Here is a 26,958-nt window from a genome sequence, read left to right on the forward strand (position 1 = left end):
TTTGCCCTATCTTTGTGACTCTGAAAAAATGAAGATATGGAAACCTTAACAGATAACACCTTACCAGTAGGCAAACCAAAATGGTTAAAAGTAAAATTGCCCATTGGACAAAAATATACTGAATTACGCGGATTAGTAGATAAATACAGCTTAAACACCATTTGCACCTCAGGAAGCTGCCCAAATATGGGAGAATGCTGGGGCGAAGGAACTGCAACCTTTATGATTTTAGGAAATATTTGTACTCGTTCCTGTGGTTTTTGTGGCGTAAAAACAGGAAGACCAGAAACCATTGACTGGGATGAACCTGAAAAAGTAGCGCGATCAATAAAAATTATGAACATCAAACACGCTGTCATCACAAGTGTAGACAGAGATGATGTAAAAGATGGCGGATCAATTATTTGGAACGAAACCGTAAAAGCGATCCGAAGAATGAACCCAAACACTACACTTGAAACACTTATCCCAGATTTTCAAGGTATAGAAAGAAATATTGACCGTATAGTTGAAGCCAATCCAGAAGTAGTTTCGCACAATGTAGAAACCGTACGAAGATTAACACGCGAAGTACGCATCCAAGCCAAATACGACCGAAGCCTAGAAGTACTACGTTATTTAAAAGAAAAAGGCATCAATAGGACCAAATCTGGAATTATGTTAGGCCTTGGAGAGCAAGAAGAAGAAGTTTTTCAAACACTTAGAGACTTACGCGAAGCTAAAGTAGACGTTGTAACTATTGGCCAATACTTGCAACCCAGCAAAAAACACCTTCCGGTAAAAGAATTCATCACACCAGAACAATTTGCTAAATACGAAGCCTATGCTTTAGAACTTGGTTTCAGACACGTAGAAAGCGGACCACTCGTTCGTTCTTCTTACAAAGCACAAAAACACATTTTATAATTAAACATCCCAAAAAAAACCACATAAACAGTTGAAAACAAGAATTGCAATTAATGGTTTTGGACGTATTGGACGCAATTTATTTCGCCTTTTAGTCAACCACCCTACCATCGAAGTTATCGCCATAAACGACATTGCCGATGTGGCAACAATGGCTCACTTGATAAAATACGACAGTATTCACGGAATTTTACCCGAAAAAGTAAGTCATGATGCTGCTGGTTTAATTGTGGCCGACAAACATTTCTTGTTTTTTAATGAAAAAAATATAGCCAACCTAGATTGGAAAAAACACAACATCGATTATGTAGTAGAATCTACTGGTAAATACAAAACTTTCGACGAGATCAATGCACATATTTTAGCAGGTGCCAAAAAAGTGATTTTATCCGCTCCCGCCGAAGTAGAACAAATAAAAACAGTAGTTTTAGGCGTAAACGACCACATACTAGACGGTACTGAAAATATTATATCCAATGCCAGCTGCACCACAAACAACGCTGCGCCTATGATTCAGATTATTGATGAATTATGCGGTATTGAGCAAGCTTATATTACTACCATACACTCGTTTACAACCGATCAAAGTCTCCACGACCAACCCCACAAAGACCTAAGAAGAGCTCGTGGCGCAAGTCAATCTATCGTACCCACAACAACAGGCGCTGCCAAAGCACTTACAAAAATATTCCCTAAATTAGAAGGCAAAATTGGAGGTTGTGGCATACGTGTTCCTGTTCCGGATGGCTCTCTAACTGACATTACTTTTAATGTAAAAAGAGCCGTTTCAATTGAAGAAATCAACAAAGCTTTTAAAAACGCCTCCCAAAAGGAACTAAAAGGAATTCTGGACTATACCGAAGACCCAATCGTTTCTGTAGACATTTTAGGCAACACACATTCTTGTCTTTTTGATGGCCAGCTTACTTCAGTAATAGACAAAATGGTAAAAGTTGTAGGATGGTACGACAACGAAATAGGCTATTCCTCTAGAATTATTGATTTAATTATACACACAAAACAGGAATACAAAAAATGAAACAACAAATAAAATACTTTTGGATTGTAGTATTAGCCAGTAGCACTATGCTATATGCTTCGACTACACAAATCATCGACAGTATTTCTATTTATCATAATTTATCACAATATAACTTCAAAATTCACAATTATGAGAAAGCCATTCATTTTGCGAATAAATCTCTAAAATACAGCCAAACCACCAAAAATATTGAAGCACAAATAGAAAAAAACTTTGTGCTCGGCAAACTGTATTTTGATTTAAAAGAATACAATGAAGCTCAAAATTATTTTGAACAAAGCTTTCAACTGAATATCAAAAACCCTCCTGATTTTAACAAATTCAAAGCAATCTATTTTGCAGGCTATTGTGCAATAGAAAAAAAAGAATGGAACATAGCATCCCTTTCATTTGCAAAAGCTGATAATTTACCCATTACACCAGTTCTCAAAAAAAAAGTCAATTTATTGCTTTTAAAAAAAGCAAAATTATATTTCAGAAACAATCAATACGATATTGCCTCTATTGATTTTGAGAGACTTCTTGTAAATGCTGATCCTACTACTGAAAAAATCAGCATAGAAGAAGGCTATCTATATACTGGAATCATAGCTTTACAAAACAAAAAATATCTAGTAGCACTTGATTTTTTGGAGAATGCCTTAACCTTAAACAAAACTACCAAAAACCTGAAAAGCAAGGAAAATATTTTGCTAGAACTCAGTAAATGCTATAAAGGAATGCGCAATTATGACCAAGCCTACTCTTATTTAGAAGAATATCATTTACTCAAAATGCATTTGTCCGAAATCATAAGCGCCAAGCAAAATCTAGAAAAATTCAAAAATTTCAAACGTGACGAGGAATACAAAACTATTATAAAGAAAAACAAAGAACAACAACAAAAAGAAGACGTTAACAAGTATTCTAAACTAATCAATATTTTAGCCGTTGCACTAATCACGATTTTATCGCTTTTGAGTTTATCCTTATACAAAAACAACATCATTCGAAACGAAAGCAATAAACTTCTAAAAGAAAAAAATCAGGAGTTAATTGTAGCCAAAAACAATGCTGAGAAAGCTTCTAAAGCTAGAGCGGAATTTCTTTCAACTGTTAGTCATGAATTGCGAACTCCTCTCAATGCCATCAATGGAATTACTCATTTGTTACTAGAGGAAAAGCCTAAAAAATCACAGTTGAATTATTTGACATCACTTCAATTCTCTGGGAATTACTTAGCCACCTTTATCAATGAAATTTTAGAAATTAATAAAATAGAATCTAATAAGATTGAACTGGAAAGCATCTCCTTTAACTTAAAAGAATTACTAGAAAATATTCAAAGTTCGCTAAACAAATTTGCTTTAACAAACAACAATGAATTCAATCTAAAATTTGATGAAAGAATTCCTGATTATCTTATTGGAGATCCAACAAAGCTTTCACAAGTTTTCTTGAATCTAATCAACAATGCGTTGAAATTCACCCATGACGGAACAGTTAGTATTGTAGCAAACTTGATTAAAGTAAAAGAAGACAAAGCCAAAATCAACTTTCAAATCATAGATACTGGAATCGGAATCCCAAAAGATAAACACGAATTGGTCTTCGAAAATTTTTCCCAAGGTTCTGTAGAAATCAACAGAAAATACGGTGGAACTGGACTTGGATTAACCATTGTAAAAAAGCTAGTCAAAGTCTTAGGTGGAAAAATCAAGCTTGTTAGTGAAGAAGGAAAAGGGGCTACTTTTTCGTTTAGCTTACCATTTAAAATCGCTGAAAGCATAGAAGAAACTACAGAAAAAGTGACAAATTACGATGAAGAACAATTCAGAAGTAAAAAAATATTATTGGTAGAAGACAACAAAATCAACCAAATGATTACCAAAAAAATGCTTGAAAATAAAGGAATTGTATGTATCATTATAGACAATGGCGAAGATGCCGTCAAATTGATGCACAATCATGAATATGATTTAGTCTTAATGGATGTGCATTTACCAGGGATTAATGGCACCGAAGCCACTAAACAGATTCGAGAATTTGATGATACTGTACCAATTATAGCCCTAACAGCAATTTCACTAGACGAAAATAGAGAAACACTACTTTCTTACGGAATGAATGATGTAATTACCAAACCATTCATTCCAGAAGAATTTTACACTATAATATCAAAATACATTGCTAACTAGTAGGTCAGAATAAGTTCTCTAATTAATTGTCTGACTTTAGGCTCAGCACCTTTGGCTGCTTCGAGGACTTCGTCATGTGAAATGGTATCAATACTATCAGCATCACCCATATCAGTTATAACCGAAACACCAAAAGTCTCAACATCCATATGACGGGCTACGATAACCTCCGGCACAGTTGACATTCCAACACAATCAGCGCCTAGAATTTTCACCATTTTATATTCAGCCAAAGTTTCAAAAGTAGGCCCTTGCAAACCTAAATATATCCCAATATGCACTTTGATGGCTAATTGTTCCGCCAAAGAAGAAGCATGAGCAATCATTTTTCTGCTATAAGGCTCACTCATATTTACAAAACGAGGACCAAAACGTTCGTCATTTTTCCCTCTTAATGGATGTTCTGGTAAGAAATTGATATGATCTTTCAATACCACTATCGAACCAACTTGATAATCAGAATTCACACCTCCCGAAGCATTAGAAACGATCAATTTGGTTACGCCTAAATATTTCATAACTCGAACAGGAAACGTCACTTCCTTCATTGAATAGCCTTCATAAAAATGGAAGCGTCCTTGCATCGCCAAAACTTTTTTGTCACCAATTGTTCCAAAAACCAAGGCACCTTTATGACCTTGCACAGTTGATACTGGAAAATTTGGAATTTCGGTATACGGCAAAGTGTACACAATTTCCATTTCATCCGTAAAACTTCCTAATCCTGAACCTAAAATCACCCCATATTCAGGTGTAAAATTGATTTTATTTTGAATAAAACTAACGGTTTCTTGAACTTGTTCCCACATAATCTAAAATAATTTGATCGAATTCTTTTTCATCACTGATAAAAGAACTTCTAATTGGTAAATAATACAATTGCTCGGAAAGAATGGAATCTTTCAATCGAACATAATCTTTTTCGGTAGTAATAATTTTTCTACCCTTGGCTTGTTTTTGAATAGTTGCAATTTCGCTTTCGCTAAAATGATGATGATCTGGAAATGTCAAACATTCATCATTAGCTTCTTTGATATGCTCAAAAAAAGATTCTGGTTTTGCAATTCCTGCCAAAAGCAATTTGGGTTCATCTCCTAAATCAGCCAATTTTACTTTTAATCCTTTTGAATAAACCGAATCTTCATAATCAATAAAGGTAAAATATAATTGCTGATTATCGACTAAATTGAGTTGGTTTTTTATCCTTATTTGTTCCGAAGTAGAAAGGTTTTTAGGACATTTGGTCACCACTACAATCGCTGCTCTTTGGGCGCCACTTCTACTTTCTCTTAAATTTCCGGTAGGTAATAAATAATCATTCGCGTATACATCTCCGTAAGCTGTTAATAGAATATAAAAACCTGCTTTTACTTTACGGTGTTGATAGGCATCATCTAATAAAATAACTTCAGGAATACACTTTTGGGACAACAATTGTTCGATACCATTTTTCCTGTCAGCGTCTACAGCCACTTGAATAGCGGAGAATTTTTGAAAAAACTGAAACGGTTCATCTCCCAAAATCGCTGCATTTACTGATGCATCGGCTAGTAGAAACCCTTGAGATTGTCTTTTGTACCCTCGACTCAAAGTCGCCACTCGATATTTTCTTGAAAGTAACCGAATCAAATATTCAATTTGTGGGGTCTTACCCGTTCCGCCAACGCTTAAGTTTCCTACCGCAATAATGGGTAATGGAAAAGAATATGACTTTAAAATTCCTACATCAAAAAGAAAATTTCTAATAGCCGTGACAATACCATATATAATGGCCAATGGAAACAACAAGGTTCGAAGTAATTTCATAATACGAAATTAGAACAAAATATTAAAACATCCCCAAACGACAATTAATTTATAGCAACAATAGTGCTAATTTGAACTTGTTCTTCTTTCCAAATATTCTTTGTACTTTTTAAATAAAAAATCCAGCAAAGTCAATTCATCTTTGTTTATAAAAACTTTTTTTGATTCAGGGTCTTCTTTACAAAAGCTCAAGAAATTATCTATTTCATTTTTTTGAAGGTCTAGCTTCTGCTGATAAAAAGACTCGTTCAGACTAGCTTTAGCATAAGCTATGAAATCTTCCTCGGGTTGTTTTTTCCGTTTGGGTTTGTCTGGATTTTTGAATAGACTTATAATTTTTCTTCCAATTTCCATAAAATCCATCCCATTGGTAATGGTACCATCATAGACAAAAGGATTTTTGGGATGAGCAGCTTGTTTATCAATTCGAGCTGCAGCCGCTTGCTCATAAGTAAACTTAGGGACATTTAATTTAGTGTTTTTAACGACTACTTCATCCAATTCGATAGCTGACTTAATGAGGTTGACCTTCCATCGTTCCACCTGAAAGTACTCTGAAACAACCACCACCTTTTTAAAAACATACTCTTTCGAATAAAACGCTACAACGTCTTTGCTTTTGGCGGAAATAGCGAAAAAACCTCTACTATCCGTTTTGGTGCTTTGCTCTGAAGTCAAATTGATTACTTCGATTCCGCTAACTGCCAATGTATCGCACATCACTTTTCCTTTCAACAGATTAGTGGTTTGTGCCTTTCCAAAAGAGAAAAATAAAAGTCCAAAAACAATGGCCAGTTGCTTCATAATTACATAAAAATTAGACTACAAAAATACCCAATTATCGTTCTATCTTTCAAAAACTATCCTAATTTACTGTTAATGAATATTTAAAATATGTAATAGAACAAAAAAAGAGAAAACTAACCTGTACTATAATTATTAATTAAAAAAAGCTAAAAAGTGTATATTTGTTAGGCTTTTCAAGTACTCACAACTGAAGACGAAATCAATCTAATACTCAAAATTCTTTTTGAATGAAAATAAAACAAATCCTTGCTTTACTTGAAGAAATGGCGCCGCTGGGCTATGCCGAAGATTTCGACAATGTAGGCTTATTAGTTGGTGACCAAGATGCTGAAACTACGGGTGTTTTAGTTTGTCACGACGCCTTAGAAAATGTAATTACAGAAGCCATCAATAAAAATTGCAATTTGGTTGTTTGCTTTCACCCCATTCTTTTTTCGGGCATTAAAAAAATTACAGGCAAAAATTATGTTGAAAAAGCGATTCTAAAAGCGATTAAAAATGACATTGCCATTTATGCCGTTCATACCGCTTTAGACAATCATCCTGAAGGTATAAATCAAATCTTTTGTAATGCTTTGGGTTTAACAAATACCAAAATACTGGTTCCCAAACAAAATTATATTCGCAAATTAGTTACCTACACGATACGAGAAAATGCAGATGCTGTTCGAAATGCTTTATTTCTAGCGGGAGCAGGAAGCATTGGCAATTATGATAATTGCAGCTTTAATTCAGAAGGCACTTTCACCTACCAAGGTAACGAAAATAGCAATCCAGTGGTAGGACAAAAAGGCGTTTTATCAACAGGAACTGAAACTAAAATAGAAGTCGTTTTTGAAAAACATTTGCAGTCTAAAATTTTAAAAGCATTATTTATTTCTCATATCTACGAAGAAGTAGCTTACGAAATTTATGATTTGCAAAACAATTACCAAAAGATTGGACTAGGAATGGTCGGTGAACTAGAAGAACCGATGGAAGAATATTCATTTTTACACTTTGTAAAAGAAAAAATGCAAGCAGAAGGCATTCGACATTCGGCATTTTTGGGTCGTCCCATCAAAAAAGTAGCCGTTTTGGGTGGTGCAGGAAGTTTTGCTATTTCACAAGCCATTCAAGCAGGAGCTGATGCCTATTTGACCGCTGATTTGAAATATCATCAATTTTATGAAGCAGAAAATCGAATACTTTTAGCAGATATCGGACATTTTGAAAGCGAACGTTATACAAAAAATTATATTGTTGAGTATCTTCGAAAAAAAATCCTTAATTTTGCACCCGTCTCGCTACCAAGCGGAATCATTTTATCAGAAGAAAATACAAATCCAGTTAAGTACTTATAGAATATGGCTACTACGAAAGAATTAAGTGTTGAAGAAAAGTTAAGAGCAATCTACGATTTACAACTTATTGACTCAAGAATTGACGAAATTAGAAACGTAAGAGGAGAGCTTCCTTTAGAGGTGGAAGATTTAGAAGACGAAGTTGCAGGTTTAAGCACTCGTACCGAAAAATTAAAAGCAGATCTTGAGGTTATTGAAGACTTGATTAAAGTTAAAAAAAATGCCATCGACGAACACAAAGAAGCGATTAAAAAATATACCAAACAACAAGAAACGGTTCGTAATAATCGCGAATTCAATTCTTTAACAAAAGAAGTAGAGTTTCAAGAATTAGAAATTCAATTGGCTGAGAAGCAAATCAAAGAAATGAAAGCTTCTATCGAACACAAAAAAGAAGTTATCACTAATTCTAGAGAAAAATTAGAAGCTAAAACTTCTCATTTAAAACATAAAAAATCAGAGTTAGAAGCTATTATGGCAGAAACTCAAAAAGAAGAAGAGTTTTTATCTCAAAAATCAGCGGAGTTTCAAGCAAACATTGAAGAGCGTTTATTATCGGCTTACAAAAGAATTAGAAGCAGCGTTCGTAATGGATTAGCAGTAGTTTCTATCGAAAGAGGAGCTTCTGCAGGATCATTCTTCACCATTCCACCACAAACTCAGGTAGAAATCGCAGCAAGAAAGAAGATCATTATCGATGAACACTCAGGAAGAATCTTAGTCGACAGCGTTCTGGCCGAAGAGGAAAGAGAAAAAATGGAACAATTGTTTTCTTCAATATAAATTATAACAAGCCTCCTTCTAGGAGGCTTTTTTGATATGAAAGATACCGCACGCTACTTGTACATCAAATCTATTGGATTAGCCTTAAATCTTTTGAGTCTTGCTTTTCCCAAGAAAGCTACTAGTATTGCTTACGGTCTATTTAGCGAACCACGTTCAGGAAAATTAATCCCAACCCAGCTTCCAAAAATTCTCCAAGAGGCAATAACAGAAAAAATAACACATGGAGATTCTTTTTTTCAAACCTATACTTGGAAAGGAAATGACACGGTAATTCTCTTGGTTCATGGTTGGGAAAGCAATGCAGGACGTTGGGAAAACTTACTCCCTTTCTTGAGGAAATCAGGTAGTACAATCGTTGCCATTGATGCACCTGCCCATGGCTTGTCTAGCGGAAAAGAATTTAGCATTCCACTTTATGCGGAATTCATTCATAGTAGCGCTCAAAAATTTCATCCTAAATATATTATTGGACATTCTATTGGAGGGCAAACTTGTTTGTATTATCAATCTTTATATCAAAACAAAGACATTGAAAAAATGGTCATTCTAGGTGCACCAAGCGATTTCAATATTATTCTTTCGAATTTTGTTGCTTTATTGCGACTCAACACCACTATCGCTATAAATATTGAAAACCATTATTTGCATCATTTCAAATTGGACATCCATCAATTTTCTAGTCAATTATTTGCTAAAAAAATCAATACTAGAGGTTTTATAGCTCATGATGAAGAAGATGCTGTCGTAAAAATTGAAGAAGCAAAAAAAATTGCTACCACATGGCAAAACGCCATTTTATTTAAAACTAAAGGATTAGGACACAGCATGCACGATGCCCAATTGTATGATAAAGTCAGTAATTTTCTATTTGCGTAATATAGAAAATAAGATTCCTTAATTATAAAGTTACCCAAACAAACTATTGCATCGAGTACCTCAAACTACTTGTCAAATTTGTATTTTTGCATCATGGAAGAAAATCTAAAACGACTCAATAAATTCATAGGAGAAACGGGATATTGTTCTCGTCGTGAAGCTGATAAATTAATCGAAGAAGGTCGAGTGACTATTAATGGTGTGGTTCCTGAAATGGGGACTAAAGTGTCACCCCAAGATGAAGTACGCATAGACGGAAAATTGATTGTTGAAAAACACGAAAAATTAGTGTATTTGGCCTTTAATAAACCGGTTGGAATTGAATGCACAACTAATCTAGAAGTTCGTAACAACATCGTGGATTACATCAATTATCCCAAACGTATTTTCCCGATTGGCCGATTAGACAAAGCCAGTGAAGGATTGATTTTTATGACCAATGACGGAGATATTGTAAACAAAATTTTGCGTGCAAGAAACAACCACGAAAAAGAATATACTGTTACGGTAAACAAACCCATAACGGATCGCTTTATAGAAAGAATGGGCAATGGTGTTCCAATCTTAGATACAGTAACTAGAAAGTGTAAAGTAGAGCAAATCAGTAAATACAATTTCAAAATTATATTAACACAAGGCTTAAATCGTCAAATACGTAGAATGTGCGAGTATTTAGGCTATGAAGTCACTGCTTTGAAACGTATCCGAATCATTAATATCTCTTTGGATGTTCCTGTGGGACGCTACAGAGATTTAACCGATGTAGAAATCAAAGAACTCAACATGCTAATCGAACCTTCTAGCAAAACAGAAGAAGCCAGTTTACCCAAAGCTGAAGCTCCCAAACGAAGAGCCGAGTTCATCAAAAAAGACGATCCTAGATTTAAGAAAAGAGGAGATTATTAAATAGAAAACCCAAGACATTCATCTTGGGTTTTCTGTCTATTCTATTTTAATTTATTTAAACTATAATCGTGCTCTTTCTTTTTTTAACCAAAAAGTTATCCCGAGTAAAACCATCAAAATCAAAAGATTTGGCTCACTCATTTGTTGGACTTCCTCTGCAAGATCTAATGATTTATTACTAGCTAAAACTTGCTGCTGTTTTTTCTTTAAAATCTTTTTTTGCGCTTCATTTTCAACCACCAAATAAGAAGTAACAGGTGTCATTATTTTTGACATAAAACTATACTTTATCAAATTAAGCCATTCCTTATCAGATGTTTCTGGGTGCAAAATCTGAGAATACCACTTCCCTTGTAATAACAACCCTGATTGCCAATTTTTTGGTTTAATTTCATTAGACTGAATATCAAAAATATCTCTTTTCAAAACAATACTTGGTTCATTATTTTGTGGCAAATAAAAAGTATGGTTACCTACTTTATACTCAAAAACTTTTTGATCAAATCTAAATGTAGTGTTATTTTTAAGTTGTCTCATTGGATTAGAGACTAAAGAATGGGGTTCGAGTTCTGCATTTTTGTTAAGATTAAAAAAGAAATCGCTCTCTGGAAAAGTAAATTTCATCTCTGAAAAATCTTTATCAAAAATTGCTTCTTGAATATTATTTGTAACTACAATGAATATAGGATAAGTGCTTTTTTCTGCTTTATAATTTTTAAACAATACTGTTCTTATGGCTCGATCCAAGTAAAAACCTCCTTCAAATTCTTGCTTCATATAGGTCTTTTTCCAGTCATCTTGCAACGAAACTGTTTTAACATAAGTGTTCACAAAGGATACTTGTGAACTTTTAGCTAACATTGGATTACTTTTCAATAATTTATTTATTCTATCCTTAAATTGATTTGAAAACTTTTTTTTATTTAGAGAAACATCTACCAAAAAATGAAAGTAAGGTTTACGTTTAATTTGTTTTAAAGATTTCTTTTGATTTGCTGATAAATAAATCACAGGGTCATTTGCTTTGAATACTAAATCATTAGCTATTTCATTATTACCGAGTTGTACAGTTTTACTATCAATTGTAAAAGGGAAGGGTTCTTTATGTAAAATTTCAATTCCCATTTTTCTAACTTCATTTTTAGCGAAAGGAAAAACCTTAACTGCCACTTTATTTCCATTGAGATAATACAGAATACCTGGATCTTTGTTTTCATTTTTGATATTTGAAAAAACCCACAAAGCAGATTTTTTCTCAGCCAAAATTCCCATTTCTTTTTTATTTCCTACATACAAATAATAGTCGGATATCCAAGAACCTTCTGGTAAATCAATAGTTGTTGCAAATTCTGAGAACCAATTACTATCACTATAATTGGTAATTTCTAAATCAATCCAGCTTTTCCAAGCATTCTGTTTTTTATCAAAAGTGCTTTTGGATATAATATTGGTAATCTTTACGTTTTCATCCTTACTATTATCAACTCTCCCTTGAGTTGAAACTGTTCCAAAAAACACATTTTCAATAGCATTAATTTTCGAATCAGATATGGTTAGATTATCTAAAACCAACCAATTAAAATATGTTGACAAATAGGGTGTTTGCGTCCCAAAAATAAAATTATCGTTTCTGTCTTTTTGTTGCTTAATAGTACGAAGTGTTTGTTTTAATGCAACTTTATCAATTGAATAGGATTGTGAATAATTGGGACTATACAGATAATTAAGTGTTTCGTTTATAACTCTTTTATCCTTAAGGTATGAGATACTTATTAAAAAAGGTAGCACTAAACAACTCAAAAAGAATATTGTTAAAATTTTACGTTTAGAAAAGTAGCTCTTTAAATAAATAAAATCTTTAAATAGTTCCTTACTATGTAATACAAAAAGTAACAATGGTGTTAACATTAAAAAACCTGCTCCAAACGCTATTACTGCTACCACTGAAATAGGCAAAAAAGGAAGAAAAACAAGAAAAAAGTAGAACGTATATACAAAAGTTAGGCTTCTTGCAATGAAAAGAAATACTCTATATTTTTTACTTTCTAAATTGGGCAAACAAATAAAGACACCATTCAATATCGCTATTATATAAAACCAATAATTAGAAAAGTCTCCAAAAATTCCCAATTTGTCTGATTCCAACTTACAAAATAGACATCCGTTATTCACTACTAAGCCTATAAAGGGTAGTAAAATCGAAATTGGTATTTTCCATATTAATTGATATTTCTGCCAACTACTTCCTCTTTTGGTTACAAGAACATACACAGCTCGTGTAATAAAAAAAAGAAAAACTAATGTGCAAACAATAATTAAAATTAGCAAAGCGTGTAATTCAAAATTATCGTCTATTGGTTTCCAAAAGGGTAAAACAATTTGAGAAAATAAATAACCCGTTATTGGGACAATCAAGGCTATTACAAAATTCACTAAAGGACTGTGTTCTTTAGCATCAGACGTAAAATGATATACTAAAATGAATAAAGAATAAGCTAGTGTAGGCATCAAAAAAGTACCAACATATACCATAATACTATTTCCTGGAAACATCCATTGTGGAATACTAAGAGGAAAAATTTTATCAATATGATAACTATATAGGTAAAGAAAAGGGATATAAAGTAACAAAGCAATTAATCCATACCATAATGACACGCTTTGTTTGCTTATTGTTAGATACAAAGCGTATCCAAAATTAAGCAACCCTAAAATACCCAAAGTAGAACCAAACACTGTCCATAGATAGAGGCTTTCGTCATTTAATAAACTTTTAAAAATAGTAAATTCTCCTGCAAAAAAAACAAATAACACAACGATGGGCAGTGTGTTAATAACAAAAATCAATTTGGGATTAAGCAAGTTTTTCATAGATAATTTTGTTTTTTAAGTAATCGTTCCAAAAGGATATAAATCACAATCAAAAACGATAAATTGGTAACTATTCCGATAGTTTCATGCACTATTACAATACTTTTTTGTGGTAAAAAATGTTTAGCTTGATTTTGCAATATAATAGAAACAAATATTCTAGAAGCATTAACAAAAATTGTTATAACATAGGCCAACATTAATGCAGCTGGAATGATTACTATTATTTGCTTGATCAAGTTTATATTATTAAAAGCAACGATAGAAAACATTGAAAAACACAAAAGCAAAAAATTAAAACCAGAACATGATTTATTGATAACAATATTTAAATCATTATAATAAAACCCTTTATTAGCGAAATAAACTGATTTTGAACTTATTAATAATCCAACCAATCTATCGGTTGGTTGAAGCAAAAAAATCAAATCATTAGTGTCAGCAATTGTATAACCGAATTTTAATACTAGAAAAAGACCTATAGCAGTCAAATAGTAAAAGATATTTTTGGGGACTATCATGTCATTATGATTAGGTTTTAAATTAAGCCAACTAAGTTTAGTCGGTTTGAAACAAAAAATAGCTACTTTCAAAAGATAGATTTTACTTCTGTTCTGCCAGTAACTCATAATACAAAACCTTAGATAAAAAGGATTCCTTTTTTTGTTGATAAATAAAACCTTGTCTATAGGAATATTGCTCAGGAGCACTGATTTTGTTGGCTAAAAAATAGTTTTCCCTCGCTTCATCATTAAAATTCAAGCTACATAAAAAAGCAGGCTCCACTCCTTTCCCTACCGAAATATTGTAGACTGTAATTACATTTCCCCAATTGACACAAGCACACACTAGAATGGTTCCATAAAAATACCATGCCATTTGATTAAAAATATAAGCATTGGTCTTTTGACGAATAATCTTTATGAAAGTATACCCCAAGCCTATAAAAGCCAAAATCAAGAAGGCATAAACGCCCAATCGTTTGTATGTCAAACCAAAAAAGGCAACATATTCAGAATTCTTGATAAACGTACTTATGATTAACACACTATTTAAAACAATCCAAATTTTAGCCAAACGCTTCAGATTAATAGCTTTTCTATCAAAATTAAAACCTCCTTTGAAGTAAAAAAGTAAAACACCAACCGCCATAATCGTTGAAAAAATAACGGCATTCACTCTTTCGTGCGTCGCTTTACTCAATGAGCTACTTGCTGTTACTTCAAAAAATTGCTCGTAGTTGTAGGTAACTATAAAAACCAAAAGCATAACGTTAAGCAACCACAAAGTAATTTCACCACTTTTTCTTTCAAAATCTAAATCCAAAAAAGAAAAGGTGGGTTGATTGATCTTGTCGGCTATAACGAAGTCATTAGCTAACTTCTCATTAAGTTCAATAGACATTTCAGGAACCCAATAGTTCCAGAAAGTAAAGGAAACATAAAACCCAATCAAGACCATTAAAAGCAATTCAAAAATATCCAAATCTAAAGTGTAGTCTGTAAAAAGTGCCGAAAAATGGTCACTACCAAAAGAATATACGACAAAAAACAGCAACAAAAACACTAGTGGAATCACTACATAGGCAATCATTTTTTTGACAAAATCATTTTTTAATTCTCGTTTTGGCAGCCATTGTCCAAACAAAAAAGGGCGACCTAAAGAAGTAAATCCATTAATAATAATCAATGGAACTAATTGAATCAATTTCAACTCGACCAATTGTGTCCTAAATTGTAAAATAGCAATGGATAAAAAAAGTGCTAAAAAAGAAGCAAAATCACCATACCTAGCAAACGACAAACAAGATAAGACTGAAGTAAACACTAGCAACCAATGTGATTTGTTTACGAACTGATTTTTAAAGAAATAAACAATCATTACCGTCAGAAACAAACCAAAAATAGCAAGGTTTAAACCAACAGACTGATTGTAAAAAAGCAAGGTAAAAACGAAGCTTGAGGCGAAAATGAAATGGTGTTTTTTCATAATTTAAAATTTAAAAGTACTTTGTATTTCAAAGTAATTAGACAAAAAAAATAGTTATTTAGTTTTCAATAATTTTTCAAGACTTTTGAGGTGTTGTTCAAAGGTAACACGTCCTTTATTCGTTACTCGATACGAAGTTTTGGGTTTCTTACCAACAAATTCTTTTTTAACTTCTATGTATTCTCCCTTTTCTAAAGCACTAGAATGACTGGCTAAATTTCCATCGGTTATATCCAATAGTGATTTCATTTCAGTAAAATCTACCCAATCGTTAACCATCAAAATAGACATAATGCCCAATCTGACGCGACTCTCGAAATCTTTATTTAGTTTATCTATAATTCCCATTGATGGTTATTTATATTTTTTGAATAATAATAAACCATAGAAAATGTGCAATATACCGAAACCGAGAATCCAAAACACTAAACCGTAACCTACAAAAAACAAAGCAATACTTCCTAAAACCACCTCTGAAAATCCGAGGTATTTAATATCTGAGTAAGTATATTTCTCAGCATTTATCAAGGCTAAACCATAAAAAATCAAGGTGCTAGGCGCTACCAAAATAAACATCTGATGATAAACAAGTGCGAAACAAAAGATAGCACCAGCAATTAGAGGAATTGCTAAATTGAAAAGCATATTTTTGGTAACTGAAGTCCAGATTGGCAACTTTAACCTTTTACTTTTTCTAACTGTAAAAAAAATACCAAAAGCTAATGCAAAGAACAAGATAACAAAAGCCGTAAGAATTAATTCGGTTATTAAACTAGTAGAATACAATTGATGATTATCTTCAAAATACTCGATACCATTGGCTTTAAACAATTGATAAACATATAAACCTCCCAATAAGGCAGACAAACCAGCAAAAACGCCAGACAAACCGCTTAAAGAAATGAAACGTGAAGAACGCTCCATCATGGAACGGATATGCAATAAATCTTCTTGATGCTTTTCATTCATAACAAAAGTACTTTGAAGTACAAAGTTATCTAAATAAATGAAATATAAAAGAAAAAGTTGACTTTTTTAAAACCATCTTTTTTTCTTGAATAAAAACACACCAAACATGGATAAAATGATAGAAACAAGAATAACTATTGGCAAACCATAAGCATTACCTTCAAGATTATTAGGTACATTCATTCCATACAAACTAGCAATCACCGTAGGAATCATTAATATAATAGAAATAGACGTCATTTGTTTCATGATCGCATTCAAATTATTCGAAATCACTGAAGCATAAGCATCCATCATTCCGGTCAAGATATCGCTATAAATGTTTGTAGTTTCTTGTGCTTGACGCAACTCAATCTCAACATCCTCTAACAATTCAGGGTCATAAAAATCTCTTTGGGATTTTAAATTTTTTATTCTGTGTAGTAAAATATCATTGCCTTTTAAAGAAGTCATAAAGAATACCAAACATTTTTCAATTTGAAGTAGCGCTTGCAATTCCTCGTTTTTGATAGATTCTTCCAAATTGTCTTCGGCTAGCTTGATTTTTTGATTGACTTGTTTTAAATACTTTAAGTACCAAACACTAGAGGACAATAGTAATTTCAAAACTAAGTCAAAGTTATCTTTAATGTTTTGGCCTTTACGCTGAGTATAAACCACAAAATCCGTCAACATTTCTGTTTTATGAAAACTGATCGTCACACAAATGTCACCTTTAAAAACGATTCCAACAGGAATTGTATTGAAAGGTAATTTTACATTATTGGTATTTACTGGAATTCTGATGATAATCAATGTCCAACCGTTTTCTATCTCGATACGTGGTCTTTCGTCAATATCTTCGATATCATTATAGAATTCTTCGGGAACTTTTAGGTCTTCTAGGAGGTAATTCTTTTCTTCTTTTGTTGGACATTCAATATTAATCCAACAATTAGGAGTCCATTCTTTTGACTCAAACAATCCGTTATTGTTTTTGTAAAACGCTTTCATTTCAAAAATCTACAGGTTAAGTTATAGCTTCTTGAAATGATTTTCAAGAGCTTTATTTTTTCAATTTTTCCGAATAATAATCGTCCATTGGGGCTGCTTATTTTAAGTGTTGCAAAAGTATTGTTTAAATTCCGAATAACCCTTTGATGCCTACTATTTATGCAAATCTTAAGACAAAAAAAAGCCCAAACTTATGTTTGAGCTTTATCACTTCTATAAAGAATATTACTTCATTCTCATTTTTCTCGCTAATAATGTATTTTGTAACAGCATCGCTATGGTCATTGGCCCAACACCACCAGGTACTGGAGTGATGAATGAGGATTTTTTACTTACCCCATCAAAATCAACATCTCCGGTAATTACATATCCTTTTGGGTGAGAAGCGTCTTCGACTCTAGTGATTCCAACGTCGATAACAACAACGCCGTCTTTTACCATATCGGCTTTCAAATAATTTGGAACACCCAAAGCGGTGATGATTATATCAGCATTTTTAGTAAATTCTTCAATGTTTTTGGTTCTACTATGGGTTAAGGTAACGGTTGAATCACCTGGATTCCCTTTACGACTCATCAAGATACTCATCGGACGGCCAACAATATGACTTCTTCCAATTACAACCGTATGTTTTCCTACTGTATCAACTTTATAACGTTCTAACAATTGCATAATTCCAAATGGAGTCGCTGGAATAAAAGTATCCATATCTAATGCCATTTTTCCGAAATTAGCTGGATGGAAACCATCTACATCTTTGTCAGGGTCAATTGCCATTAATATTTTTTGTTCATCAATATGTTTTGGCAATGGCAATTGCACGATGTAACCGTCTAAGTCATCATCTTCATTCAATTCTTTTATTTTCAACAACAACTCAGTTTCTGTAATACTTTCTGGCAAACTCACCAAAGTAGATTCAAAACCAATTTGTTGACAAGAACGCACTTTACTACCAACGTAAGTTAAACTAGCACCATCTGTACCCACAATTACTGCAGCCAAATGAGGCACTTTCTCCCCATTGTCTTTCATTTGTTGCACTTCAATGGCAATTTCTTTCTTAATATCTTCTGATGTTTTTTTTCCGTCTAGTAGTTGCATTTCTAAAAAAGGTTTCAGGTTTATTGTTTAAAATTTCAAGTAATTGAGACTTCTATTTTATTAAAGTAAAAAAGTTTCAAGTTTAAGTATCAATTACTTGAAACCTGAAACTTGAAACTATTAGTATTATCTAGGCATTCCTCCAGGCATTCCTTTCATTCCGCCCATCATTTTCATCAAATTCTTTCCGCCTGGCCCTTGCATCATTTTCATCATTTTGCTCATTTGGTCGAATTGCTTCATCAATTGATTGACTTGCTCCACTTTTGTACCAGAACCTTTTGCGATTCTAATCTTACGTTTGGCGTCGATTAGTGCTGGTTTGCTTCTTTCGCCAGGTGTCATAGAATGGATAATGGCTTCAATATGTTTGAACGCATCGTCTTCAATTTCGATATCTTTCATTGCTTTGGAAGCACCTGGTATCATTCCAACCAAATCCTTCATATTACCCATTTTCTTTACTTGCTGAATTTGAGTCAAGAAATCATCAAAACCAAATTCATTTTTAGCAATTTTCTTTTGTAATTTTCTAGCTTCTTCTTCGTTGAACTGCTCTTGAGCACGCTCTACCAAAGAAACAACGTCTCCCATACCAAGGATACGTTCAGCCATACGAATAGGATAGAATACATCAATGGCATCCATTTTTTCTCCTGTTCCTACAAACTTAATTGGTTTATTAACAACAGTCTTGATAGACAATGCAGCTCCACCACGAGTATCACCATCTAATTTAGTCAAGATAACTCCATCAAAGTTTAGACGGTCGTTGAAGGTTTTTGCAGTATTTACTGCGTCTTGTCCTGTCATTGAATCTACGACAAACAAGGTTTCTTGTGGCTGGATTGCTTTGTGAACGCGTTCGATTTCGTTCATCATTTCTTCATCCACAGCCAAACGACCTGCGGTATCGACGATTACCACATTGAATCCGTTGGATTTGGCGTGTTTAATCGCATTTTGTGCAATCTCAACAGGATTTTTGTTTTCTGGTTCAGAATACACCTCAACGGCTATAGAATCTCCAACAACATATAATTGTTGAATCGCTGCTGGACGATAAATATCACAAGCAACTAAAAGGACTTTTTTATTTTTTTTGGTTTGAAGATAATTGGCTAATTTACCAGAGAAGGTAGTTTTACCAGAACCTTGCAAACCTGACATCAAAATTACGGATGGATTACCAGACAAATTAATTCCAGCAACATCGCCTCCCATTAATTCTGTCAATTCATCTTTGACTAGTTTTACCAAAAGTTGTCCTGGTTGCAACGTAGTCAATACGTCTTGACCAATGGCTTTTTCTTTAACTTTGGCTGTAAAATCTTTAGCAATCTTAAAGTTAACATCGGCATCTAACAAAGCACGACGAACTTCTTTTAAAGTATCGGCTACATTGACTTCGGTGATTTTTCCATGACCTTTAAGAATATGGAACGCTTTATCTAACTTATCGCTTAAATTATCGAACATAATTTTCTATTTTTTTGAAATGCAAATATAGTATAAAGGTTTAGAGGCACAAAGATTTGAACTTTAAACTTTGGAGAATTTAGGCGTTTTTGAAAACTAAAAAAAGGTAATTGCAAGTTCTTCTATTTTGTTTTTTGGTATGAATCCAAAAAAGCTTTATGCTTACTTTCTAGCCCCGATGGGAACGGCATCCTCCTGACTTGTGACCAAACAAGGCAGGAGATATAGTGGACAGCGGGAAACTTGTGTACAAAAGGACCTTTTGCCTCCGCTCCTAAAAAATTGTGTGTTCTAAAACTGGAAATAAATAAAAGGCACCCATTCGCTTGAAGCCATTGCAACAAACAACCAGAAAGTAAGCGCAAGAATTAAGGCTTTGAAAAATAAGTAATCTTAAATAGAAACCTAATCAAAAACAAGAAGTTAAAAACAAATCTTATGAATTTACTAAAAAATACCTAAGATATTCTTAAATAGCAAACCACATTATGGAATTCGTATATATTTGTAGTTCAAAATGGAAAAAAGATCTCTTCATATGCGCTCAGTATTGATATGGCTTATTACGCTATTACTCTTTGTTGACACTACTGCACTTGCTAGTAGAGGAGCATATTCCTCTTTTTCATTAAACTATAAAAAGAGTAAGCAATCTGTTTTGTTTTATTTATCGGCTTCAACTAAAGATACGAACTCAGACTCACCATTTGAAACAACAGATGATAGCGAACAAAACTCTGTAAACGAAATTGAGGATAGTTTCGAGACTTCCTTATTTCCCATTACCTTTCATTATCAGTTACCGTTGGCTTTCAATTATAGAAAAATATCTGATAATTATATCCATATAGAGCCACGTCAGTGTCACCAAGATATTGTTCCTCCTCCTCCAAAAAATTAAATAATTATTACACTAAGTTGCTGTTTTGTTGTGCATCCTAAGCAAAAGGATTGTCGATAAAGCAGAAAAACACTGTACTTACTATTATTTAATTTTCATAAAAATGAACAAAATTATTTTGATTTTTGTCCTAGTTCTTGCTATTGGGACTACTTTCTCTTGCAACTCAAACAAAAGCGAAAAAATCGCTTTAGAAAAATACCCTACCACTAATCCTATTTTGGTAGATACTACTTTTACGATAGACCATGTAGCAGAAATACAATCCCTGCAAAATGTTGAGATTAGAACAAAAATTAATGGCTACATCGAAAAAATATATGTTGATGAAGGTAAACCTGTAAAAGCAGGCCAATTACTTTTCACCATAAGTAGCCAAACTTTACAAAAAGATGTTCTTAAAGCAAAAGCAATGGTCAAAAATGCTTTAGCTGAGGCAAAAACTGCAGAACTTGATTTGCAAAACATTAAAACACTAGCCAACAAAAACATTGTATCCAAAACTGAATTAGAGAAAGCACAAGCGGCTTATACTGCCTCTTTAGCTCGCATTGATGAATATCGAGCGAATCAATCTAGTGCAGAAATTCAAGTTTCATTGACAAAAATAAAAGCTCCTTTTGACGGCGTCATCAATCGAATTCCTTTCAAAATTGGAAGTTTAATCAATGAGGGAACACTCCTTACCACAATATCAAACAACAGCTCTGTCTATGCTTATTTTAATGTATCCGAAAAGGAATACCTGCAATTTAAAGAGCAAAAAAAAGAGAATAACGCTGCAGATATTACTTTACTCTTAGCCAATAACAAAGCACATGCTTACAAAGGAAGCATTGAAACAATTGAAGGAGAATTTGACAAAACAACTGGAAACATAGCTTTTAGAGCCAAATTTCCAAATCCAGATTTACTATTAAAACATGGGTCAAGCGGGAAAATTCAGTTAACCAATACTATAAAAAAGGCTTTACTTATTCCTCAAAAAGCATCCTTTGAAATACAAGATAAAGTATACGTTTATGTAGTAGATGACAACAACATTGTACGCGCAAGAAATATTGAAATCAAACAACGCATTCAACACTTGTATATAATTGAATCGGGATTAAAAACATCCGACAGAATTATATATGAAGGCATTCAGAACTTGAAAGAAGGAGATAAAATATTCCCTGAAACCAAACGAATGCAAGAATTAATTTCAAAACTATAAAGTCTGTAGACTTTAAAAAAACAAAACAATGTACTCAAAATTTATACATAGACCTGTACTATCAATAGTTATCTCATTAATTATTGTTCTTTTAGGGGTATTGTCATTGACGCAATTACCCATGACCCAATTCCCAGATATTGCTCCACCAGAAGTGACGGTTACCACTAAATATACAGGAGCAAATGCTGAAGCCTGCGTAAAAGCAGTGGTAACAACTTTGGAACGTGCTGTGAATGGCGTACCCGGAATGGCTTATATGTCGTCTGTATCAGGAAACGACGGAACCAGTGTCATCAACATCATCTTTAAAGCGGGGACAGATCCAGAAATTGCCGCTGTCAACGTGCAAAATAGAGTTTCTTCTGTTCTTGATGAATTACCAGAAGAAGTAATTAAATCCGGAGTAATTGTTGAAAAGGTACAAAACAGTATGCTATTGTATCTTAACATATTAAGTTCAGACACCAATCTTGATGAAAAATTCTTGTTCAATTTTGCTGATATCAATATTATACCTGAACTAAAACGAATTGAAGGAGTGGGTTATGCCGATATAATGGGGCAACGAGAATATGCAATGCGTGTTTGGCTCAACCCAGTAAAAATGGCTGCTTACAATATTTCGACCGAAGAAGTAATTCAGAATCTTAAACAGCAAAATATAGAAGCAGCCCCTGGAAAAGTAGGCGAAAGCTCCGGAAAAATAGAACAATCCCTACAATATGTAGTAAAATATACAGGAAAATACAATACCAAAGAACAATATGAAAATGTAATCATAAAACGTGATTTTCAAGGAGAACTTTTGCGATTGAAAGACATTGCCGATGTAGAATTTGGATCACTAGATTATGATGTTTTGTCGAAAGAAAACGGAAAACCATCTGCTGCAATTGTTTTAAAACAACGTCCAGGAAGTAATGCAAGTGATGTAATTGAAAACATCAAAAATAAAATGGACGAGCTAAAGTCCTCTTTTCCCGCAGGAATATCATACACCTATAGTTATGATGTTTCCAATTTTTTGAATGCGTCTGTTGAGGGTGTCCTATATACACTGATAGAAGCTTTTCTATTGGTTGCTTTAGTCGTTTTTATCTTCTTGGGAGACTTTAGGTCTACTTTGATTCCTGCTATTGCAGTTCCTGTATCACTAATCGGTACATTTTTCTTTATGCAACTCTTTGGATTTAGTATCAATCTAATCACGCTTTTTGCATTGGTTTTAGCCATTGGAATTGTGGTTGACAATGCCATTGTTGTTGTGGAAGCCGTACACGCCAAAATGGAAGAAGAACATCTCAATCCAAAAGAAGCAACGGAAAGTACTATGAAAGAGATTGGTGGAGCCATTATAGCGATTACTTTAGTGATGTCTGCTGTGTTTATTCCAGTAGCCTTTTTACCGGGACCCTCGGGAGTTTTTTTTAGACAGTTTTCTGTCACAATGGCTATCGCAATTGTACTTTCAGGTGTTATCGCATTAACATTGACACCCGCTTTGTGTGCTCTTATGCTAAAGAATACTCACAATCAAGAACGCAAAAATACCATTATCAATCGCTTTATTGATGCTTTCAACGCTCGCTATAATACCATAGCAGCAAAGTATCGAAAAATACTAGAATACATTGTAAACAGACGTGTGGTAACGGCTCTAACGCTTGTCCTGTTTTGTGTTGGAACTTTTGGAATTGGACAATTCTTACCAACTGGTTTTATTCCAAATGAAGACCAAGGAACCATTTATGCAAGTATCACAACTCCTTCAGGCGCCACATTAGAACGGTCTGAAAAAGTAGTAGATGAGATACAACAAGCTGCTTTAAAAATAGAAGGTGTTGCCTCTGTTTCTACCTTAGCAGGCTATAACTTCCTTACCGATGGAACTGGTGCTTCATTCGGGATGAACTTAATTAGCTTAAAAAGCTGGAAGGAAAGAAAAGGAACGACAGACCAGGAAATAATCCAGAAGCTAAAAGAAGACACTAAAAACATCAAAGATGGTAAAATTGAATTTTTTACCCCTCCCCCTGTTCCTGGGTATGGAAACTCAAGTGGATTTGAATTGCGAATTCTAGATAAAACAGGCAAAAGTGATTTGAAAAAACTAGAAGAAGTAGCACGAAATTTCGCCTTAGAATTGAACAAAAATGAAGCAATAAAAAACACCTTTTCATCTTTTGATGCAAGCTTTCCTCAATTTCTTGTAAACATTGACAATACCAAAGCTGCGCAAAAAGGGGTGGTAATAAGCGAAATTCTGAATACGCTACAAACCTATTTAGGAAGTGAATATGCCACTAATTTTATCAGATTTAATCAGATGTATAAAGTTATGGTGCAGTCTTCTCCTGAGTTCAGAACAAAGCCAGAAGATATTTTAAAGCTTTACACCAAGAACTCTCAAGGTGAAATGGTTGCTATGTCCTCCTTTTTATCTATAGAAAAAGTATATGGCCCTGAACAAATTACTCGCTACAATATGTATCCCGCAGCGATGTTAAATGGTGAACCAAAAGAAGGATTCAGTAGTGGGCAAGCCATTGCTGCTGTCAAAGCTGTTGCTAGCGAAAAACTTCCAAAAGGATACGGCTTTGACTGGGGAGGCTCTTCGCGAGAACAAGCGAATGCTGGGAATGAAGCAATTTACATTTTCCTTATTTGTTTACTTTTTATTTACTTCTTGTTAGCGGCTCAATACGAAAGCTTTCTTTTACCATTGCCTGTGATTTTATCTTTGCCAACTGGAGTATTTGGAGCATTTTTCCTCTTGGTCGCATTGGGTTTAGAAAACAATATTTATGCTCAGGTCGCTATGGTAATGCTTATTGGACTACTAGGAAAGAATGCGGTATTAATTATTGAGTTTGCCATTCTCAAACAAAAAGAAGGATTAACTCCATTTCAGGCTGCCATCGAAGGAGCTTTAGCACGTTTGCGTCCTATTCTGATGACTTCGTTTGCATTTATTGCAGGCTTGCTCCCACTTATGCTTGCTTCGGGTGCTGGTGCCATCGGAAATAGAACTATTGGTACAGCAGCTGCAGGAGGAATGTTGTTTGGTACCATTTTCGGTGTACTAATTATTCCTGGGCTTTACTACATTTTCGCGAGTTTGACTTATAAAAATACAGAGGCAAAATAAATTTTATTCATTAAAGAATCAACTTCAAACAATTATGTTACAATTCAAAAGAATCGTTTTTTTCCTCATTATAACCCTTGGTCTTTTTGGATGCAAGACAACAAATAATGTAGCGGAACAACAACTTACGCCTTTACCCGCTACCTATTTAGAATCAAAAGACACGCTTAATAGTGCGAAGGTAAAATGGGAGCTATTTTACAAAGATGATAACCTAAAAAAATTGATTACCACGGCCATCAACAATAATTATGATTTGCAGATTGCGATTCAAAAAATTGAAATTGCCCGTGCTGGAGTACAATTCACTAAAGGAGCACAACTTCCTATTTTAAGCGCAGGATTGTCTGCCGCACAACGCAAATTTGGGTTATTTACAATGGATGGCGCTGGAAACGCCAGTACAGATATTCAACCTGGAAGAGTCGTTCCAGAAAACCTACCTGACTACTTTGCGGGCTTCAATGCGAGCTGGGAAGTGGATGTTTGGGGGAAACTTGGATCTAATAAAAAAGCCGCAGTTGCCCGCTTTAGTAGTTCTATAGAAGGTAGAAATGCCATTCAAACAGCTTTAATTGCCGAAGTCACTACGACCTACTTTGATTTACTTGCCTTAGACAATGAACTCGATATCATTCGAGAAACCATTGCGCTGCAACAAGCTGCTCTTGAAATCATCAAGATAAAAAAACAAACGGGCATACTAAACGAATTGGCTGTAAAACAATTTGAAGGACAGGTCAACAATTCCAAAGGATTTGAGTTTAAAATACTACAACAAATTACCGTTGTAGAAAATAAACTTAACTTCCTCTGTGGTCAATTTCCGCAAACTATAATTCGAGACAAAACTAAATTCAACACCTTAGACCCTTCCATTGTTAACTTAGGTATCCCTTCGCAATTACTAACCAATAGACCCGATATTCGACAAGCAGAACTTACGCTACTTGCTACTAAATGTGATGTAAAAGCAGCAAAGGCAGCGTTTTACCCTAGCTTTACAATTACAGGAGCAGCGGGATTCCAAGCCTTTACTACAGGTTTGCTTTTTCAATCTCCACAGTCAATAGCATACACTATTCTTGGAGGAATGACAGCACCTCTCTTAAACAGAAGTGCTATTAAATCACAATTTAATACGACTAAAGCTAATCAAACTGAAGCGCTAATCAATTATCAAAAGACAATTTTAAACGGCTATATCGAAGTGTCCAATGAAGTGTCCAATGTAAAAAACTTGAAAGAACTTTATGAACTAAAAAACAAAGAGGTTTCTTCGTATACTCAATCAACTGAAATTGCCAACGATTTGTTTAAATCCGGAAGAGCCACTTACTTAGAAGTATTATTAGTACAAAGAACTGCTTTAGACTCAAAAATTGAACTCATCATTACCAAAAAACTACAACATCAAGCCATTATCAATTTATATAAAGCATTAGGCGGTGGAGTAAACTAGTAAAACTTTTGAGGCAAGTCTTCAATAATTTGTATAATACTTATAACTACGAGGGCTTAAAGCCCTTGTAGTTTTTATACTAAAACCCTTTGGATAAGAGTTCCGTTGTTAAGAGATTCAACTCCAAATCTAGAAATACATTAGAGTAAAATGAAGTGCGCTTTAAGAAAGTTG

The 26,958-nt window shown here is 33.8% G+C and carries 22 protein-coding genes; 11 read left to right on the forward strand and 11 right to left on the reverse strand.

Translation table 11 applies throughout. The features are described from left to right. The first annotated feature begins 36 nt into the window (after positions 1 to 36). Genes lipA through WFZ86_RS16030 form a run of 3 tightly spaced genes read left to right on the forward strand, consistent with a single transcriptional unit; the run spans position 37 to position 4,125 of the window. A complete protein-coding gene (gene lipA / locus WFZ86_RS16020; protein WP_342692863.1) occupies positions 37 to 906 on the forward strand; it encodes a lipoyl synthase in 870 nt (289 codons plus the stop codon). A 31-nt stretch (positions 907 to 937) separates the two neighbouring features. Continuing rightward, a complete protein-coding gene (gene gap, locus WFZ86_RS16025; RefSeq protein ID WP_342692864.1) occupies positions 938 to 1,945 on the forward strand; it encodes a type I glyceraldehyde-3-phosphate dehydrogenase in 1,008 nt (335 codons plus the stop codon). Continuing rightward, positions 1,942 to 4,125 (forward strand): tetratricopeptide repeat-containing hybrid sensor histidine kinase/response regulator, encoded by a 2,184-nt coding sequence (locus WFZ86_RS16030; RefSeq protein WP_342692865.1) that lies wholly within the window; start codon positions 1,942 to 1,944, stop codon positions 4,123 to 4,125. Before gap ends, WFZ86_RS16030 begins: the two co-directional genes overlap by 4 nt. On the opposite strand, the gene WFZ86_RS16035 is transcribed toward WFZ86_RS16030, so the two are convergent. From WFZ86_RS16035 to WFZ86_RS16045, 3 genes are all read right to left on the reverse strand, one after another. Further along, positions 4,122 to 4,934 carry a purine-nucleoside phosphorylase gene (locus tag WFZ86_RS16035; RefSeq protein ID WP_342692866.1) on the reverse strand — a complete coding sequence of 271 codons (813 nt, stop codon included), beginning with the start codon at positions 4,932 to 4,934 and terminating at the stop codon, positions 4,122 to 4,124. The genes WFZ86_RS16030 and WFZ86_RS16035 overlap by 4 nt on opposite strands. Next, positions 4,906 to 5,931: a tetraacyldisaccharide 4'-kinase gene (lpxK, locus tag WFZ86_RS16040; RefSeq protein ID WP_342692867.1), complete on the reverse strand. Its 1,026-nt coding sequence runs from the start codon at positions 5,929 to 5,931 to the stop codon at positions 4,906 to 4,908. The genes WFZ86_RS16035 and lpxK overlap by 29 nt, the downstream gene beginning before the upstream one ends. A 66-nt stretch (positions 5,932 to 5,997) precedes the next feature. Then, positions 5,998 to 6,735 carry a hypothetical protein gene (locus tag WFZ86_RS16045; RefSeq protein WP_342692868.1) on the reverse strand — a complete coding sequence of 246 codons (738 nt, stop codon included), beginning with the start codon at positions 6,733 to 6,735 and terminating at the stop codon, positions 5,998 to 6,000. 230 nt (positions 6,736 to 6,965) lie between these two features. On the opposite strand from WFZ86_RS16045, the gene WFZ86_RS16050 reads away from it, so the two are divergent. From WFZ86_RS16050 to rluF, 4 genes are all read left to right on the forward strand, one after another. Continuing rightward, on the forward strand, positions 6,966 to 8,081 hold the full coding sequence (locus WFZ86_RS16050) for a Nif3-like dinuclear metal center hexameric protein (protein WP_342692869.1): 1,116 nt from the start codon (positions 6,966 to 6,968) through the stop codon (positions 8,079 to 8,081). Positions 8,082 to 8,084: 3 nt separating this feature from the next. After that, positions 8,085 to 8,864: a zinc ribbon domain-containing protein gene (locus WFZ86_RS16055; RefSeq protein WP_342692870.1), complete on the forward strand. Its 780-nt coding sequence runs from the start codon at positions 8,085 to 8,087 to the stop codon at positions 8,862 to 8,864. A gap of 36 nt (positions 8,865 to 8,900) precedes the next feature. Then, complete coding sequence (locus WFZ86_RS16060; protein WP_342692871.1) at positions 8,901 to 9,743, forward strand: alpha/beta fold hydrolase; 843 nt, start codon at positions 8,901 to 8,903, stop codon at positions 9,741 to 9,743. Between the two features lie 93 nt (positions 9,744 to 9,836). Then, positions 9,837 to 10,649 carry a 23S rRNA pseudouridine(2604) synthase RluF gene (gene rluF, locus WFZ86_RS16065; protein WP_342692872.1) on the forward strand — a complete coding sequence of 271 codons (813 nt, stop codon included), beginning with the start codon at positions 9,837 to 9,839 and terminating at the stop codon, positions 10,647 to 10,649. A gap of 60 nt (positions 10,650 to 10,709) precedes the next feature. Here rluF and WFZ86_RS16070 read toward each other — a convergent pair whose 3' ends face one another. The 8 genes from WFZ86_RS16070 to ffh form a co-directional block, all read right to left on the reverse strand. Then, positions 10,710 to 13,520, reverse strand: a complete 2,811-nt coding sequence (locus WFZ86_RS16070; protein WP_342692873.1) for an MSEP-CTERM sorting domain-containing protein — start codon at positions 13,518 to 13,520, stop codon at positions 10,710 to 10,712. Further along, positions 13,517 to 14,113, reverse strand: a complete 597-nt coding sequence (xrtK, locus tag WFZ86_RS16075) for an exosortase K (RefSeq protein WP_342692874.1) — start codon at positions 14,111 to 14,113, stop codon at positions 13,517 to 13,519. The genes WFZ86_RS16070 and xrtK overlap by 4 nt, the downstream gene beginning before the upstream one ends. 10 nt (positions 14,114 to 14,123) lie before the next feature. Further along, the gene (locus WFZ86_RS16080; protein ID WP_342692875.1) at positions 14,124 to 15,509 is read right to left on the reverse strand and encodes a DUF4153 domain-containing protein; all 1,386 of its coding nucleotides are present in this window, start codon (positions 15,507 to 15,509) and stop codon (positions 14,124 to 14,126) included. A gap of 54 nt (positions 15,510 to 15,563) precedes the next feature. After that, positions 15,564 to 15,857 carry a winged helix-turn-helix domain-containing protein gene (locus WFZ86_RS16085; protein ID WP_159686814.1) on the reverse strand — a complete coding sequence of 98 codons (294 nt, stop codon included), beginning with the start codon at positions 15,855 to 15,857 and terminating at the stop codon, positions 15,564 to 15,566. A gap of 6 nt (positions 15,858 to 15,863) precedes the next feature. Further along, a complete protein-coding gene (locus WFZ86_RS16090) occupies positions 15,864 to 16,478 on the reverse strand; it encodes a hypothetical protein (protein WP_342692876.1) in 615 nt (204 codons plus the stop codon). Between the two features lie 66 nt (positions 16,479 to 16,544). Beyond that, positions 16,545 to 17,471, reverse strand: coding sequence for a magnesium transporter CorA family protein (locus WFZ86_RS16095; protein WP_342692877.1), 927 nt, complete (start codon positions 17,469 to 17,471; stop codon positions 16,545 to 16,547). A 225-nt stretch (positions 17,472 to 17,696) separates the two neighbouring features. Further along, the gene (locus tag WFZ86_RS16100; RefSeq protein WP_342692878.1) at positions 17,697 to 18,575 is read right to left on the reverse strand and encodes a bifunctional 5,10-methylenetetrahydrofolate dehydrogenase/5,10-methenyltetrahydrofolate cyclohydrolase; all 879 of its coding nucleotides are present in this window, start codon (positions 18,573 to 18,575) and stop codon (positions 17,697 to 17,699) included. 126 nt (positions 18,576 to 18,701) lie between these two features. Next, positions 18,702 to 20,054, reverse strand: coding sequence for a signal recognition particle protein (ffh, locus tag WFZ86_RS16105; protein ID WP_315171239.1), 1,353 nt, complete (start codon positions 20,052 to 20,054; stop codon positions 18,702 to 18,704). Between the two features lie 517 nt (positions 20,055 to 20,571). On the opposite strand from ffh, the gene WFZ86_RS16110 reads away from it, so the two are divergent. From WFZ86_RS16110 to WFZ86_RS16125, 4 genes are all read left to right on the forward strand, one after another. Continuing rightward, complete coding sequence (locus WFZ86_RS16110) at positions 20,572 to 20,955, forward strand: hypothetical protein (RefSeq protein ID WP_342692879.1); 384 nt, start codon at positions 20,572 to 20,574, stop codon at positions 20,953 to 20,955. 103 nt (positions 20,956 to 21,058) lie between these two features. After that, positions 21,059 to 22,171: an efflux RND transporter periplasmic adaptor subunit gene (locus WFZ86_RS16115; RefSeq protein WP_342692880.1), complete on the forward strand. Its 1,113-nt coding sequence runs from the start codon at positions 21,059 to 21,061 to the stop codon at positions 22,169 to 22,171. Positions 22,172 to 22,199: 28 nt separating this feature from the next. Then, positions 22,200 to 25,322 (forward strand): efflux RND transporter permease subunit, encoded by a 3,123-nt coding sequence (locus WFZ86_RS16120; protein WP_342692881.1) that lies wholly within the window; start codon positions 22,200 to 22,202, stop codon positions 25,320 to 25,322. Between the two features lie 34 nt (positions 25,323 to 25,356). After that, positions 25,357 to 26,784: a TolC family protein gene (locus tag WFZ86_RS16125; protein WP_342692882.1), complete on the forward strand. Its 1,428-nt coding sequence runs from the start codon at positions 25,357 to 25,359 to the stop codon at positions 26,782 to 26,784. The last annotated feature ends 174 nt before the right edge of the window (positions 26,785 to 26,958 follow it).

The organism is Flavobacterium polysaccharolyticum (assembly GCF_038739875.1).
GTDB classification, from domain to species: Bacteria; Bacteroidota; Bacteroidia; order Flavobacteriales; family Flavobacteriaceae; genus Flavobacterium; species Flavobacterium polysaccharolyticum.

Coding starts and splice junctions, on each gene's coding strand:
- lipA (WP_342692863.1), top strand. CDS start 37: ATGGAAACCTTAACAGATAACACCTTACCAGTAGGCAAACCAAAATGG.
- WFZ86_RS16030 (WP_342692865.1), top strand. CDS start 1,942: ATGAAACAACAAATAAAATACTTTTGGATTGTAGTATTAGCCAGTAGC.
- WFZ86_RS16035 (WP_342692866.1), bottom strand. CDS start 4,934: ATGTGGGAACAAGTTCAAGAAACCGTTAGTTTTATTCAAAATAAAATC.
- lpxK (WP_342692867.1), bottom strand. CDS start 5,931: ATGAAATTACTTCGAACCTTGTTGTTTCCATTGGCCATTATATATGGT.
- WFZ86_RS16045 (WP_342692868.1), bottom strand. CDS start 6,735: ATGAAGCAACTGGCCATTGTTTTTGGACTTTTATTTTTCTCTTTTGGA.
- WFZ86_RS16050 (WP_342692869.1), top strand. CDS start 6,966: ATGAAAATAAAACAAATCCTTGCTTTACTTGAAGAAATGGCGCCGCTG.
- WFZ86_RS16055 (WP_342692870.1), top strand. CDS start 8,085: ATGGCTACTACGAAAGAATTAAGTGTTGAAGAAAAGTTAAGAGCAATC.
- WFZ86_RS16060 (WP_342692871.1), top strand. CDS start 8,901: ATGAAAGATACCGCACGCTACTTGTACATCAAATCTATTGGATTAGCC.
- rluF (WP_342692872.1), top strand. CDS start 9,837: ATGGAAGAAAATCTAAAACGACTCAATAAATTCATAGGAGAAACGGGA.
- WFZ86_RS16070 (WP_342692873.1), bottom strand. CDS start 13,520: ATGAAAAACTTGCTTAATCCCAAATTGATTTTTGTTATTAACACACTG.
- WFZ86_RS16080 (WP_342692875.1), bottom strand. CDS start 15,509: ATGAAAAAACACCATTTCATTTTCGCCTCAAGCTTCGTTTTTACCTTG.
- WFZ86_RS16085 (WP_159686814.1), bottom strand. CDS start 15,857: ATGGGAATTATAGATAAACTAAATAAAGATTTCGAGAGTCGCGTCAGA.
- WFZ86_RS16090 (WP_342692876.1), bottom strand. CDS start 16,478: ATGAATGAAAAGCATCAAGAAGATTTATTGCATATCCGTTCCATGATG.
- WFZ86_RS16095 (WP_342692877.1), bottom strand. CDS start 17,471: ATGAAAGCGTTTTACAAAAACAATAACGGATTGTTTGAGTCAAAAGAA.
- WFZ86_RS16100 (WP_342692878.1), bottom strand. CDS start 18,575: ATGCAACTACTAGACGGAAAAAAAACATCAGAAGATATTAAGAAAGAA.
- ffh (WP_315171239.1), bottom strand. CDS start 20,054: ATGTTCGATAATTTAAGCGATAAGTTAGATAAAGCGTTCCATATTCTT.
- WFZ86_RS16110 (WP_342692879.1), top strand. CDS start 20,572: ATGGAAAAAAGATCTCTTCATATGCGCTCAGTATTGATATGGCTTATT.
- WFZ86_RS16115 (WP_342692880.1), top strand. CDS start 21,059: ATGAACAAAATTATTTTGATTTTTGTCCTAGTTCTTGCTATTGGGACT.
- WFZ86_RS16120 (WP_342692881.1), top strand. CDS start 22,200: ATGTACTCAAAATTTATACATAGACCTGTACTATCAATAGTTATCTCA.
- WFZ86_RS16125 (WP_342692882.1), top strand. CDS start 25,357: ATGTTACAATTCAAAAGAATCGTTTTTTTCCTCATTATAACCCTTGGT.